Origin of the sequence: Bacillus sp. PAMC28571 (genome assembly GCF_014250435.1) — a bacterium.
Lineage (GTDB): Bacteria > Bacillota > Bacilli > Bacillales > Bacillaceae > Bacillus > Bacillus safensis.
The window spans coordinates 1,707,773-1,722,089 of sequence record NZ_CP060191.1; the positions used below are offsets into that span (position 1 = coordinate 1,707,773).

Annotated in this window: 11 protein-coding genes; 4 read left to right on the top strand and 7 right to left on the bottom strand. The window is 41.4% G+C overall.

Annotated elements, in window-relative coordinates:
• Nucleotides 1-17 precede the first annotated feature (17 nt).
• From H7F25_RS08355 to H7F25_RS08365, 3 genes are all read left to right on the top strand, one after another.
• Nucleotides 18-1,892, top strand: coding sequence for a terpene cyclase/mutase family protein (locus H7F25_RS08355; RefSeq protein ID WP_103132031.1), 1,875 nt, complete (start codon nt 18-20; stop codon nt 1,890-1,892).
• Nucleotides 1,885-2,706 (top strand): superoxide dismutase, encoded by an 822-nt coding sequence (locus tag H7F25_RS08360; protein WP_025093123.1) that lies wholly within the window; start codon nt 1,885-1,887, stop codon nt 2,704-2,706. Before H7F25_RS08355 ends, H7F25_RS08360 begins: the two co-directional genes overlap by 8 nt.
• A 149-nt stretch (nt 2,707-2,855) precedes the next feature.
• Complete coding sequence (locus H7F25_RS08365; RefSeq protein WP_024422685.1) at nt 2,856-3,806, top strand: bile acid:sodium symporter family protein; 951 nt, start codon at nt 2,856-2,858, stop codon at nt 3,804-3,806.
• Nucleotides 3,807-3,841: 35 nt separating this feature from the next.
• On the opposite strand, the gene odhB is transcribed toward H7F25_RS08365, so the two are convergent.
• The 7 genes from odhB to cdaS form a co-directional block, all read right to left on the bottom strand.
• Entirely contained in the window at nt 3,842-5,098 is a 1,257-nt protein-coding gene (gene odhB, locus H7F25_RS08370) for a 2-oxoglutarate dehydrogenase complex dihydrolipoyllysine-residue succinyltransferase (protein ID WP_024422686.1), read from the bottom strand.
• A 14-nt stretch (nt 5,099-5,112) separates the two neighbouring features.
• Nucleotides 5,113-7,947, bottom strand: a complete 2,835-nt coding sequence (sucA, locus tag H7F25_RS08375) for a 2-oxoglutarate dehydrogenase E1 component (protein WP_024428334.1) — start codon at nt 7,945-7,947, stop codon at nt 5,113-5,115.
• Between the two features lie 224 nt (nt 7,948-8,171).
• Nucleotides 8,172-10,088 carry a vWA domain-containing protein gene (locus tag H7F25_RS08380; RefSeq protein ID WP_025093121.1) on the bottom strand — a complete coding sequence of 639 codons (1,917 nt, stop codon included), beginning with the start codon at nt 10,086-10,088 and terminating at the stop codon, nt 8,172-8,174.
• An 11-nt stretch (nt 10,089-10,099) separates the two neighbouring features.
• On the bottom strand, nt 10,100-10,978 hold the full coding sequence (locus tag H7F25_RS08385) for an ATP-binding protein (RefSeq protein ID WP_185854481.1): 879 nt from the start codon (nt 10,976-10,978) through the stop codon (nt 10,100-10,102).
• Between the two features lie 89 nt (nt 10,979-11,067).
• Nucleotides 11,068-11,646: a superoxide dismutase family protein gene (locus H7F25_RS08390; RefSeq protein ID WP_185854482.1), complete on the bottom strand. Its 579-nt coding sequence runs from the start codon at nt 11,644-11,646 to the stop codon at nt 11,068-11,070.
• 78 nt (nt 11,647-11,724) lie between these two features.
• Nucleotides 11,725-13,047: a C40 family peptidase gene (locus tag H7F25_RS08395; RefSeq protein ID WP_024428330.1), complete on the bottom strand. Its 1,323-nt coding sequence runs from the start codon at nt 13,045-13,047 to the stop codon at nt 11,725-11,727.
• A 405-nt stretch (nt 13,048-13,452) separates the two neighbouring features.
• Nucleotides 13,453-14,079: a sporulation-specific diadenylate cyclase CdaS gene (cdaS, locus tag H7F25_RS08400; protein WP_024422691.1), complete on the bottom strand. Its 627-nt coding sequence runs from the start codon at nt 14,077-14,079 to the stop codon at nt 13,453-13,455.
• A gap of 82 nt (nt 14,080-14,161) precedes the next feature.
• On the opposite strand from cdaS, the gene H7F25_RS19320 reads away from it, so the two are divergent.
• The gene (locus H7F25_RS19320; RefSeq protein WP_008359993.1) at nt 14,162-14,287 is read left to right on the top strand and encodes a hypothetical protein; all 126 of its coding nucleotides are present in this window, start codon (nt 14,162-14,164) and stop codon (nt 14,285-14,287) included.
• Nucleotides 14,288-14,317: the final 30 nt, after the last annotated feature.

The window sequence follows — 14,317 nt, forward strand, 5'->3', positions numbered from 1 at the left end:
AAGGAGCATGGCCGCATATGCAAGATTTTAAATTGAAAGTAAACGAATTTATTGAAGAATTGCACATGCAAATGCAGCGAAGACAACGAGAAGATGGTGCCTTTGTTTTCTGCTTTGAAGGTCCTATGATGACAAATGCTTTTTTGATTATGCTGTTAAAGGCTGTCGGCGATTCGGATCAGGCTTTGGTTCATCAATTAGCAGAAGCGATACGCGAAAAACAAAATGAGGATGGGTCTTTTTCTTTGTATCATGATCAAACGGGACATGTAACAGCCACTGTGCAGGGCTATTGCGGAATGCTTGTTTCAGGCAGGTTTCAACAAGATGAGCCTCATATGGAAAAAGCAGCGCAATATATTCGATCAAAAGGCGGATTAAAGAACGTTCACTTTATGACAAAGTGGATGCTCGCCGTCAACGGCATGCACCCTTGGCCGTATTTCTATGCACCACTTTCCTTTTTACTCATCCCTACATACTTTCCGCTGCACTTCTATCATCTTAGTGCATATGCAAGAATTCACTTTGTGCCAATGATGATTGCACTCAACAAACGATATACCTCTCATGAGACATTTCCAAGTTTGGCACACCTTGATGCAAACATGTCTAAGAATCCATTTGACTGGTTTATGGCAAGAGAAGAACGTTCCGCTCAACACTTTCTGACTTACATGCGGTCGTATACAGCACTCGACAGCCGGCTGGACTTTTTCGGATATGAAGCAGCAAAGCGATATATGTTTGATCGCCTTGAAAAAGATGGCACGCTGTACAGCTATTTAAGTGCCAGTATTTTTATGGTCTATGCACTGATGAGTCTTGGGTACTCCCCGGGACATCATCTCATTTTAAAAGCAGTCAAAGGCATGAAAAAGCTAGTCACTGTCTGTCAGGGCAGAATGTATGCAGAAAATTCCACATCCACAGTTTGGGATACAGCGCTTGTCAGTTATGCTTCTCAAAAAGCTGGCAAAAAACAAGAAGACCCAGTCATCACAAAGTCTTTCTTATACTTATTGAACCGGCAGCAAATGAAGAAAGCAGATTGGGCGATTCATAACCGTCATGCTGCCCCGGGAGGCTTTGGTTTTTCAGATATCAACACAAATAACCCTGATTGTGATGATACGCAAATTGTCTTAAAAGCCATTCCGCGAACATACGCACCAGTTCAATGGAAACGAGGATTTCATTGGCTTCTTTCCATGCAAAACCGTGACGGCGGATTCTCTGCCTTTGAAAAAAATCAAGATCACTTCCTGCTTCGACATCTTCCGCTTGAATCTGCGGAGGATGCAGCAATTGATCCATCGACCCCCGATATTACAGGCCGGGTGCTTCATCTCATTGGTCTTGAAGAGAAAAACATGTCTCCTCCTCTTCACAGGCAAAAAGATCGATGTGTCAAGTGGCTCCTAGATCACCAAGAGAAAAATGGGTCATGGTTTGGCAGATGGGGTGTTTGCTATATTTATGGAACGTGGGCAGCATTAACAGGACTAAAAGCGGCCGGCATCCCCTCCACCCATCCTGCTGTTCAAAAAGCGTGCCGATTTTTAAAGCAGATTCAACGAGAAGATGGCAGCTTCGGAGAATCGTGTAAAAGTGCAGAGGTAAAAACGTATGTCCCTCTTCCGTTTGGCACAGTGGTTCAGACGGCTTGGGCAGCAGAGGCACTTTTACAATATGAGAAGCCAGATGACAAAACGATTTTAAAAGCCATCTCATTTTTGACCCATCATCAGCACACGAGTGAAGCCTTGCACTATCCAGTAGGCATTGGCCTGCCAAAGCAATTTTACATCACTTATCATAGCTACCCATTTGTCTTTCCGATGATGGCTTGTTCCACATTTTTAGAAGAAATGAGGCGTAAAAATGAATAAGGAAGAATACCGTTTGCAGCTTAAAGAGTGGCTTAGCTCGATTCAACCCGCGATTCAAGATGACAACATCCGTCAGAAAGTAGACCATTTATGGTTTTCAATGGATGATGAACATTCCAGTGAACAAGAGTGGTACGAACTGGCAGAACGTATTGCTGAGGACATGAACCCACAAGAAGACATGCGAGAGGTAGCAGCTGGAAGTCACAAGTTACCTCCTCTCCCTTACCGGTATGATGCACTAGAACCGTTTATATCAAAAGAAATTATGTATTTGCATCACCAGAAGCATCACCAATCATATGTAGATGGTTTGAACCAAGCTGAGCTTGCATTAAAAAATGCAAGAAGAACCAATGATTTTAAAATGATCAAACATTGGGAACGGGAGCTTGCCTTCAATGGTGCGGGGCACTATTTACATTGTATTTTTTGGTTTTCCATGAGTCCTTCAGGAAAACGAAAGCCCACTGGACAAATGCTTCGTCTCATTGAACAATCGTTTGACAGCTATGATGCATTTAAATCTCAATTTTCAGCAGCGGCCAAACAAGTAGAGGGTGTTGGCTGGGCCATTCTCGTATGGGCGCCCAGATCTCAGCGATTAGAGATTTTACAAGCAGAACGCCATCAATTTTTGTCACAATGGGATGTGATCCCCCTTCTAGCCCTTGATGTATGGGAGCACGCCTACTACCTTCAATATTTGAATGAAAAAGCGAAATACGTCGATCGTTGGTGGAATGTAGTCGACTGGCGTGAGCCAGAAGCTAGGCTTAAGCAAGCACAGCAAGTGAGATGGACCCCTTTTTAAAACGATGCTCCATATAGGCTAATGCTTATATGGGGTATTTTTAGTTTACATAATTTTATTATTAACACCTTTATAAAGAATGGGTTGTTTTTTCAGAAAATTCGTTTAAAATAGAAAGGATATGTGAGGAAAGTGAGATGAAGCAATGAATGAACATTCTTTTAACCATTAGTCAATTTGCAGGAAGAACCTTTGCAATCTGGGTCATTATCTTTGCATGTCTTGGATTTGCTTTTCCTGACGTCTTTTCTCAGATTGGACCGTATATCCCTTTTTTACTAGGTGTCATTATGTTTGGGATGGGGCTTACGTTATCTGGTGAAGATTTTAAGGAGCTTTTTCGTAAACCTCTCTATGTGTTAATTGGGGTTTTGGCGCAGTACACACTCATGCCGCTGATCGCCTTTCTATTAGCTTACGGATTACGGCTGCCGTCTGAAATTGCAGTAGGCGTTATTCTTGTCGGCTGCTGCCCAGGCGGTACAGCATCCAATGTCATGACCTTCTTGGCAAAAGGCAATATGGCATTATCCGTAGCGGTCACAACGATATCGACCCTTCTTGCTCCCTTTTTAACGCCTCTCTTTATCTATATTTTTGCAAGATCATGGTTACCTGTATCACCTGAGGCATTATTTTTGTCGATTGTCCAAGTTGTGCTAATTCCTATTATCTTAGGGGTTATCGTTAAGGTATTTTTCAAAAAACAAGTAAACTATGCAGTTCAAGCATTGCCGCTTGTATCTGTTGCTGGAATTGTGTTGATCATTGCAGCGGTTGTCAGTGCAAATAAAGAGCAAATTCTTCAAACTGGATTGCTGATATTTGCCGTTGTTATATTACATAATGCACTTGGTCTCTTATTTGGTTACCTGATCGCAAAGTGGTGCAGAATGGATATCCCTTCTCGTAGAGCGATCTCGATCGAAGTAGGCATGCAAAACTCCGGGCTCGGTGCAGCGCTAGCAACAGCACACTTCTCACCGCTCGCAGCCGTACCAAGTGCGATTTTTAGTGTGTGGCATAATTTATCTGGTTCCTGGCTTGCGACGTATTGGTCAAAACGAGGACAACATGACAGTGAAAAGAAAAAAAGCTAGCACCTTAACAGGTGCTAGCTTTTTATAATTGAAGATTATCCTTCAAGTAATAGCTGCTCAGGATCTTCAAGCAGATTTTTAATCGTAACGAGGAATCCAACTGCTTCTTTACCATCGACAATGCGGTGGTCATAAGAAAGAGCTAAATACATCATCGGACGGTTCTCAAAACGTTCTTCATCAATCGCTACCGGACGAAGCTGAATTTTATGCATCCCTAAAATTCCAACTTGCGGGCTGTTTAAAATCGGAGTTGAAAGCAGAGAACCAAATGTTCCGCCGTTTGTGATCGTGAATGATCCACCTTGTAACTCATTAAGAGACAATTTGTTATCTCTTGCTTTTTTCGCAAGATGACCAATTTCTTTTTCAATCCCCGCAAATGACAATCTGTCTGCATCACGGACAACCGGTACAACAAGTCCTTCGTTTGCAGCAACAGCGATGCCGATGTCATAGAATTTTTTCAAGACAAGCTCATCACCTTGAATTTCTGCGTTAAGCAGCGGATATTTCTTCAGTGCTGCTACAACTGCTTTTGTAAAGAAGGACATGAAGCCAAGCTTGACATCATTTTGTTCTAGGAAGGCATCTTTACGACGCTTTCTTAAATCCATTACCGCTGTCATATCGACTTCATTAAATGTCGTCAGCATCGCAGCCGTTTGTTGAACTTCAACTAAACGTTTTGCAATTGTTTGTCTGCGGCGTGACATTCTTTCACGTTCAATAGGCTTTCCTGGTTGTTCAGTTTGCACCGCAGCATTTGCTTTTGGCGCGGCTTTCGGTGCACTTGCAGGTGCTTCATTCTTTTGATAAGAAGCGACATCCTGCTTTCGTACCCTGCCCAGCGGATCTACGGTTGGAATCTCAGATAAGTCTAACCCCTTCTCTCTCGCTAATTTTCTAGCTGCAGGAGAAGCGATGGTTCTGCCATTACCAGCTTTCGGCTCTTCTTTTACTGCTTCTTCTTTTTGAGCAGCTGCCGGTTCTTCTTTCGAAGCTGGTGCAGAAGCTTGCTCAGGTGCTGGAGCTGCGGACTCGCTTCCGCCAGCTTCACCTGCTGCAATCGTTCCGATGACCTCTCCAACTTGTACAGTGTCACCAGAATCTTTCAGCACTTCTTTTAATACACCAGATTCTTCAGCAGTCAGTTCGACATTGACTTTATCTGTTTCAAGTTCTAGCAGGTACTCCCCCTGCTCCACATAATCGCCCGGCTGCTTTAGCCATTGAGCAATCGTTCCTTCCGAGATTGATTCCGCTAATTCAGGTACTTTAATTTCCGCCATTTTTCATTTCCCCCTTAGTTTTTGCGAGTCAAGCTATCAGATACAATTCGTTCTTGTTCTTTTTTATGCACAGTTGGATCACCCTCAGCCGTACTTGAACGTCTTCTTCGGCCGATGTAACGTACTTTTACTTTTTCAGGCGCAATTTCACGTAAATATGGCTCAATGTATCCCCAAGCTCCCATATTTTGTGGTTCTTCTTGCACCCATACGATTTCTTCTAAGTTTGTCAGCTTTGTTAAAATTCCTTTAATATCTTTGGCTGGGAACGGATATAGCTGTTCCACTCTTGCAACGTGAAGCCAATCTTTCGGCTCTTCCATTTGAGTAAAACGATCACTAATATCAATGGATACCTTCCCGCTAGATAACACGAGACGCGATACTTTTTCGTGATCATGTACAAGACCTGGCTGTTCAAGAACTGGACGGAACTGTCCATCTGTTAATTCTTGGACTTCAGACAATGTGTTCGGGTTACGAAGCAGACTCTTCGGTGTCATAATGACAAGCGGACGAATCTCTTCACGAAGCAGCATTTTCGCCTGTCTTCTAAGAATATGGAAATATTGCGCTGCACTTGTCAGGTTCGCAACTGTCCAGTTATTCTCAGCAGCTGATTGCAGGAAGCGCTCTGTCCTTCCACTTGAATGCTCAGGACCTTGTCCTTCATATCCATGCGGCAGCAGCATGACTAAACCTGATTTTTGTCCCCATTTTGCACGGCCAGCTGAGATAAATTGATCGAAATACACTTGAGCTGCATTTGCGAAGTCTCCGAATTGAGCTTCCCAAATCACTAACGTTTCAGGAGAATAGACATTATAACCATATTCAAACCCGATGACTGAGCCTTCTGACAGTGGACTGTTATGAACTGTAAACGAAGCATTCGCATCACTTAGTTCATGAAGAGCAATAAATTCATCTCCCGTTTGACTGTCGTGAAGAACAAGGTTTCTTTGAGCAAAAGTACCACGCTCTGAATCCTGTCCGGTCATTCGAATTGGCGTACCGTCTTTTAATATAGATGCAAATGCGAGTGCTTCCCCAAGTGACCATTCTACTTTACGGTCATCTGTAAACACTTTTGCACGTTTTTCAAGGATCCGCTTCAGCTTACCAAATACTTGGAAATCATTCGGCCAGCTGATCAATTCTTCATTCAGCTTTCGCAATACATCAAATTCTACTGATGTATCCACTGCTGGGAAGCCGTTTGATACAGGCTCTGGCAGTTCGATTTCTTGAATCGTATGCTCTTTCTTTGAAGGCACCTTTTTATAAGCTTCTTCTATTTTTGCCGTCACAGCCTGCTCGATTTCTTCACGCTGCTCTTTTGTCAAAAGACCTTCTGAGACAAGTTTATCTGCAAAGATATTCTTGACCGTTTTGTGCTTTCTGACCGCATCGTACAGCATTGGCTGAGTTGTAGAAGGCTCATCCATTTCGTTATGACCGTATCTGCGGTAACCGATCAAGTCAATAAGGAAATCCTTCTTGAAGCGTTTGCGGTATTCTACTGCTAGCTGAACAGCCGCTAAACACGCTTCTGGATCATCTGCATTGACGTGAACAATAGGGATCTCAAATCCTTTTGCAAGGTCACTCGCATATTTCGTCGAGCGGGATTCATTGCTTTCTGTTGTAAAACCGATCATATTATTGGCAATAATATGGATGGTTCCGCCCACTTGATAGCCTACAAGTTGGCTTAAATTTAATGTTTCTGCCACAATTCCTTCTCCAGGGAATGCTGCATCCCCATGAATTAAGATGGCTAACGCTTTTTCAACGTCTTGAACTGGGTAGCCTTTTTGAGTACGTGATTCCTGAGCGGCACGCGTGCTTCCTTCAATGATTGGATCAATGAACTCCAAGTGACTTGGGTTATTAGCAAGCGTAACTCTCGCACTCTTTGTATCTTCGTCTTTAATTTGACGGTCAGCTCCAAGATGGTACTTCACATCCCCTGTCCATCCGTAGCTGATGCCAATAGAGCCTTCTGATGGAACGAGCTCTTTATTTGGCGCATGCTGGAATTCTGAGAAAATGATCTCATATGGCTTTCCTAACACATGTGCTAATACATTTAAACGGCCTCTGTGTGCCATTCCAATGTTAATATTTGAAGTCCCTTGTGTAACAGACTCTGAAATAATTTCATCAAGTACTGGGACAAGTGCGTCTAAACCTTCTATAGAGAAGCGCTTTTGCCCAACAAATGTTTTATGAAGAAACTGCTCGAATTGCTCAACTTCTGTTAATCTCTTGAATACAGAAACTAGTTTATCTGCTGGTTTTTTCTTAAATAGTTCACCAGATTCGATTGATTTTGAGAGCCAGTTTCGCTCTTCGAAGTCATGCACGTGATCAAACTCAAATGAAATGGTACGTTTATACGTATTTCTCAAATGGTTAATGGCTTCTATGCCGTTTGAAATGTGTTTTGGTGCATCCGGACTAATAATAGATATCGGAATATTCTTGACATCTTCTTCTGTTAAACCGTACTCCTTTAAAGGAAACAGCTCTTGTAATTCCTTTTCTTTGCGAAGAGGATTGACGGAAGCATTTAAATGGCCATACGTTCTGATGTCTTCTGCCAGTTTAACGACTGATGCTATCTTTTGGATTTGTTCAGAAGTAACTATGCTATTTTCTTTTTTCCCAATTTCCTCCTTCATTTCACTCGGTGGTGCACCAAGTTCATCAAATATGCCTCTTAGATCTTCATCAACACTAGTAGGATCCTGGACATACTGATCGTAGAGCTCGAGCACATAGCCGAGGTTCGGACCATGAAATTCTTCCCAACTCAACGGTTGTTTCACATCATTTTGAAACATTTTGAACACTACCCCCAACTTTGATCATCAAGTGATTGAACACTATCTCGATATAACTTCCAGAACACAATGACCAAATTTATGTAATAAAACGCTTCCAATAATATTCTACCACTGTTTTGGATTACTTTCTACATTCTTTGTTCAATTAAAGATAAAAAATTCACAGAAAAACAAAAAATTTAAATCATTCCGAAAAATAATTTGAAGAAAGGGGCAAAAGCTTATGCCCCAATGCTTTTATGCAGCAGTTTCTTCAGTAATGGATATAAAACATCTGGCAATGTATCGACATCTGGTACAAAAATGCTGAACTTGCCGTACATATCTTGAATGGTTTTCATCTGTGCTTCTTCTATCGGCGAATTGGATAAAAACACATTGATCACCTCAATGCCCTTTTTCCTCGCTTCAAGCACTGCTTCATGCGTATCGACAATCCCATTTTGTTCGTAGCTGAACGCAGCTGGCTCTCCGTCTGAAAAGACAATCAGAAACTTTTGTTCTTCTCTTCGTTTTAAAATCATCTTTGTCATTTGGCGAATCGCATAGCCATCCCGGTTATCCTCTTCTGGCTCAAGAGACATAATAGAAGGCCCTGCGTCAAATAGAGAATCTTTGAACGACACAACTGTGTTGAAGTAGTTTGGCTGACTTGTTTCTGTTGCGTCGTTTGTATCTTCCCAAAACCCAACAATTTGATGTGGGACTTGCACGGATTTTAACGCTTCATGAAAGAGAACAATGCCTTTTTTCGTCTCATCCATCTTGTCAAACATGCTCGCTGAACAGTCTACTAATAAGGTGAAAACAGCATCAATCTGAGAAGACGGTGCCTGTTTTTTATAGAAAAGACGCGGGTTAGACTCTGTAAAGTAGCGAATCAGCTTTTTACTGAGACGTCCTGCATGAAGGTCTGTTTTAGGCCATGACTTTTTATGTTCAAGTGTTTTTTGGATCATTTGTTTTAAGCGTTTCTGATAAGGCTCAATTTCCTTAGCATGCTGCTTGTATACATCGATTTGTTCTGGCTTAGGAGGATCTGGTGAAATCATCACTGGAAAAGCATATTTGTTTTCTTTTCCATTCTCATAACCATCTGCTCCGCTTTCTTCACCTTCAGCCTCTTCCAGCGCTTCAAGCTTTGAATAATCTTTCCGGTGTGTTTGCTTTGCAGAGCCTTGGACAGTTCCGAGTGCCTGATCTCCGTCATCACCTTCTCTTGCCGCATCCTTACCAAGATCACTTTTACCGCCGTGCTCTAAATCAAATTGAAGGAAGCTTTTGGATGGCGCTTCGGTTTCTCGATGCCACACTTCCATATACTCTTGGTGAATGTCTTCATCGCCTTCTTTTTCTCGGTCGACTTTAATGTCCTCACTTAATGTAGGTTTTCTTTTTAAGTCATGGAACAGCGGTTCTTTTGCCGCTTGTTCATAGTCCAATTCAGGGAAGAAAAAGTACGTATTCAGCATATCCTTTTCAAGCAGTTCATCGAATCCTTCCATCAATTCTTTGACAATAGCTGCGATGTCTGCTGTTGAACCCGCATCATACACACGTTCAAGACTTGACTCAATAAACGGAATCATCGGGTTGATCTGCTCATGAAGAGGCGGAATCTCTTCGAGCGGAGAATCAGCTGTCAGCTTCACATAAATCGCACAAAAGAGTGCATCTGTTAAAATACTTCGTTCTTGGTTAATCGTTAATTGTGTCTTAAAGTGACGCCGGTACAGCTCTCTTCTTCGTTTAAATACCTTTTTTGTTCCTGGGCGGTCATGTTTAATCCGCTCTTCAATCCGGATATCTTCAAACAGCATAAACAATTGTTTACATACATCAGGAATGGATAATGTATGAGCAAAGCGAATGATCTCCTGAAATACCGTAAGATCACTATAAACCGTGCCTACTGCACGAAGGAACACATCACTTTTCAGCCCTGCTAGCATATCTTCTTGTTTACGATCATCCCAAAAATGACTGATGAAAATTTTCTTTTCAAACGGTTCATAGTAGGACTGTACACCGTATTCAAGCTCGACATCATCACTTTTTGCTAACGTTTTGGCTAAATCCGTTAATTCCATAAATAAAAATGAATCGATTCTGCTGTCATTAAATTTGATGAATTTCAAAAGTCAGAACCTCACTCGAATAATGTTTGAGCGATATTTCTTACCGCTGCTTTTTCCCGGTCATCTTCCAGCTTTTCAACAATGCCTCGTTCAACGGCACGAAGCGGCGGGATGTACTGCGCAAGATCACAAGTATCCAGGAGTGCGCGGATGGATGCTGCTTCTTCACTCACCTGTCCGTTATGAGCTTGTGTAATGAGGTCAGATGAGAGCTGAACGAATTGTTCAATTAACCGCTCATCCTTTAAAACAGATTGAGATTGCAGTACATCTTTCAGGATACCGCCGCCGATATATGGAACGTCAATGACAACAAAACGGTTTTTTAACGCTTCATTTAGAGGTACTGTGCCGACATATCCTTCATTGATTGCAGCAATGACGCCGAAGCCTTCTTCTGCTCGAACAACCTCACCTGTAAATGGGTTTGTCATCATTTTTCTGTAGTCGAGTACACCATTTAAAATAGGAAGTGTTTCTGGCTTTGCCATGTTGATTTCATCAATATATAAAAGATGGCCTTTTTTCATTGCTTTTGTCACAGGTCCTTCAATGAATTCAATCGAAGCCACCTGACCATCATTGTGAATGGTTTTATAGCCAATCAAGCTTTCAGCATCAAGATCAACCGAGCAGTTCACACTGTGCATCGGCTGCTGAAAAAAAGCGGATAATGTTTCTGCTAGTTTTGTTTTACCTGAGCCGGTCGGCCCCTTTAAAAGAACGTTTTTTCCTAGTGCCAATGCAATCATGGCATCTTGAATGATAGAAGTATCCTGTGATTCATAGCCACCTGTTCCAATAAGTGGACGAAATTCTTCTTCCAGCACTTTTGCTTTTGCTTCAATCATTGCTTGAATTTCTTCTGGGAGTGATTGTTCGTTAAACATGTATGATTAATTCCTCTCTTCGATCATTTTCCTCACCAAGTATACTAAAAAAACCTTTATGCACTCAATACATAAAGGTTAGACTTCTGTTATTTTACCATTTCTTTTGTGATCGATCCGCAAGCGATGCGTTTCCCTGAGTTTCCAGAAGGGTTACTTAAATAATCATCTGCTTCTGCATGAATGATAAAGCTTCGCCCATTTTGATCGATTAATTGATTCGGGCCTCCCTTTAACTTCACATCCGGTACGTTCACAACCACATCAATTTGTCCATCTGCTCCTACCTCTAAATTAGGCATATCTCCAGCATGGTGCCCCTTTGGATTGTCAAAACCATGCTCTCTATGGGTTGGATTAAAGTGAGCTCCTGCCGTTTCAAAATCTGGCGTTTCACATATTCCTGTTTCATGAATATGAAAACCGTGAGGACCTGGCGGCAGCCCTTTCGCTTTCACATGCAGATCCAGCCCATTTTCTGAGGACTCTCTTATTTCAATGCTTCCTATTTTTTGCCCGCTTTCGTTTATGAGTGACGTCGTAACTGGTGATTGTTTAGGTGCTGAAACTTCGCTTGTTTCTTCTGTCGTTTCTTTTTTCGGCGGTGCATGACATGCTGATGCGGTAAAGATCAAACATATCACGATCATCCACACTGACTTTTTCATTTATGACTGCCCCCTTTTGTTATCAGTATGGACAATCACAGCAGCGGGCAAACAAAAAAAGCCGAAAATCGGCTTTTTTTAGAAGAAACGTTTTGCACCTAAGTAGGCTTTTTTCCAATATGGGTTGCTTAAGTTCGAGATCCCTACTCCATTGTCACTTGCATGAAGGAAATCTCCTCCGCCAAGGTATAGTCCCATATGAGAAGGGCCTGCTTTGTACGTTGTAAAATAAACAAAATCTCCAACTTGTGGTGTGCTTACAGGAGTCATCATATTCCAGTAGCCAGCTGTGCTTAATCTGGATACAGATGAAACTTTGTTAATGAGATAGTAAACAAAGCCGCTGCAGTCAAATCCTGCTGGTGTATTACCGCCCCATCTGTAAGGAACGCCTGTCAGCTTTTTCCCCTCTTGAATCATTGTCGTGATCTTTGCATTCATTGGTACATCATTTTTGTTATTGTCGACTGGCTTTGTTGAACCGTTAGACGTAGAGCCATTCGATCCAGTTGAGCCGGAAGCTGCACCATTAATTTTTAATACTTGTCCAATTCTAAGCACATCACTTTTTAAGTTGTTGGCTGTGCGGATTGATTGAACCTGTACTTTGAATTGATTCGCAATTTTCCATAACGAATCGCCTGATTTTACAGTATAAGAGGTTGTTTTCCCGCTAGAAGACTGGTTACTGTTTGAATTGCTTGGTGTAGTAGGTTTTGACTGACTTGGTTTTGATGCAGCCGTCCCTTTTACTTTCAATACTTGATTCGGATAAATCATATCAGATTTTAGTCCGTTCAATGTTTTGATTTCACCAATCGACATATTTAGCGAATTCGCAATTTTCCAAAGTGAATCCCCTAATTTAACCTTGTATGTACTTGAAGATGATGAACTATTTGAATTCGTTGTCTTATTGCTTGAGCTGGAATTTGAAGATGAGTTTGAATTTGATGACTGGCTTCCGCTCGTCTTCGTGCTGCCAGATACCTTTAGCTTTTGACCAGGACGAATCAGGTCGCTGTTTAAGCTGTTTAGGCTCTTTAAGCTTGCAACTGACATTTTATGATTTTTTGCAATCAGCCATAAAGAATCGCCAAGCTTTACAGTATAGCTGGAAGTCGTTGAAGCACTTGATTTCTTTGCTTTTGACCCTGTTGATGAACTGGATTTCTTGCTTTTTTCACCAGGAATTTTTAAGCTTTGCCCTGCAAAAATCATTGTCGTTTTTAATTGATTAAGAGATTGAAGCTCCGAAATAGTTGTATTGTACTGTTCGGCAATCTTCCAAAGTGAGTCACCGCTTTTCACCTTGATCGTCTGTGCTTCTGCCGGTGCAGCAAACACAGCTGAGCCAGCGATCGCTGAAACTGTAAGGCCGGTTACTACTTTTTTCTTCATAGAGGAATCTCCGCCTTTCGTGATTTTGTCCATTAAGACGTATGTACTAGTTTTTGAGTTTAGCATTTAATGGTTCTGCTTCTCTTGCACTATTTTATCTTTATTTCTATTATATTACTCGACATGAAGACGTTGGGCAATAACAAATAGGCTAAAGCAGCCAACTCAAAATGCTAAAAAACAAAGCCATATCGTTTCTATCGGCTGTTTGTTGTATTTATAAACATTTTTTAAGGAATTTTTAAGTTGACGTTTAGAAATTTGTCAAAACAAGCACACTGCTAGTTTCATAGTTCTATTCTACATGACAAATTTTTCTGTATCAAATGACTTTTTACTTAATTGGTCGATTTTTCTCCGCAAATAAAAAAGCATCCTTCCGAATGAAGAATGCAGCGTTCGTTTTTATTTTCTTATTTCCGGATCTTTTACGGTAAGCGGGTAAAGCACGCCTTCTTTCGCAAACGACATTTTTCCCGTTTCTTCTGATACGACAAGAACAAGTGCATCTGTCATACCAGAGAGTCCGATCGCTGCCCTGTGCCTTGTGCCAAGCGAAGGACTCACTTTTTTCGATGTAAGCGGCAGCACATTTGCAGCAGAAACAAGTGTATTTTCTTTGACTAAAAGAGCACCGTCATGCAGTGGATTTCCCGGGTAGAATATGCTTTCTATTAAGGAAGCGCTAATTTTCGCATGAAGGTTTGTCCCTTTTTGAATAAAATCCTCAACCTCATCGCGTCTTTGGATCACAATGAGTGCTCCATGCTTTTGTTTTGATAAATTCTCAATGGCTAAAGAAAATTGAGCAAATCCTGGTGTGAATTCTTCCATATACGCTTGTAAATAAAACGACGAGGCCTCTGCATGCATTTCATTAAACTGATCATGCAATGCTTCGAGATCACAAAGTAAACACTGCTCTGTTTCATCAAGAGAATCAATGATGTCACTTGCATCCTTCATAATGTTCATTAAATGTGTTCTCATCCCCGCTTTAAATATCACTTCTTCGTTCGTCCGATGGATCATCTGATCTTTTCCCTCCTTCTTTCGCTTGTTGTTATAAAATAGCAAATTGTGCACATTCTATTTGTATGGAGGTGAGCTTAATATGACCATTCAGAAAATCATCCAATATGCTTGCAGCATTTTAGGTGTTGTCAGTCTTTCTTTTATTTATGCCCAAATGTTTAAAAAAACGAAGCCATCTAAGAAAAATAATCCGACGGAGAATTGATTTTTTTACATAGCATGATATAATTCCTCT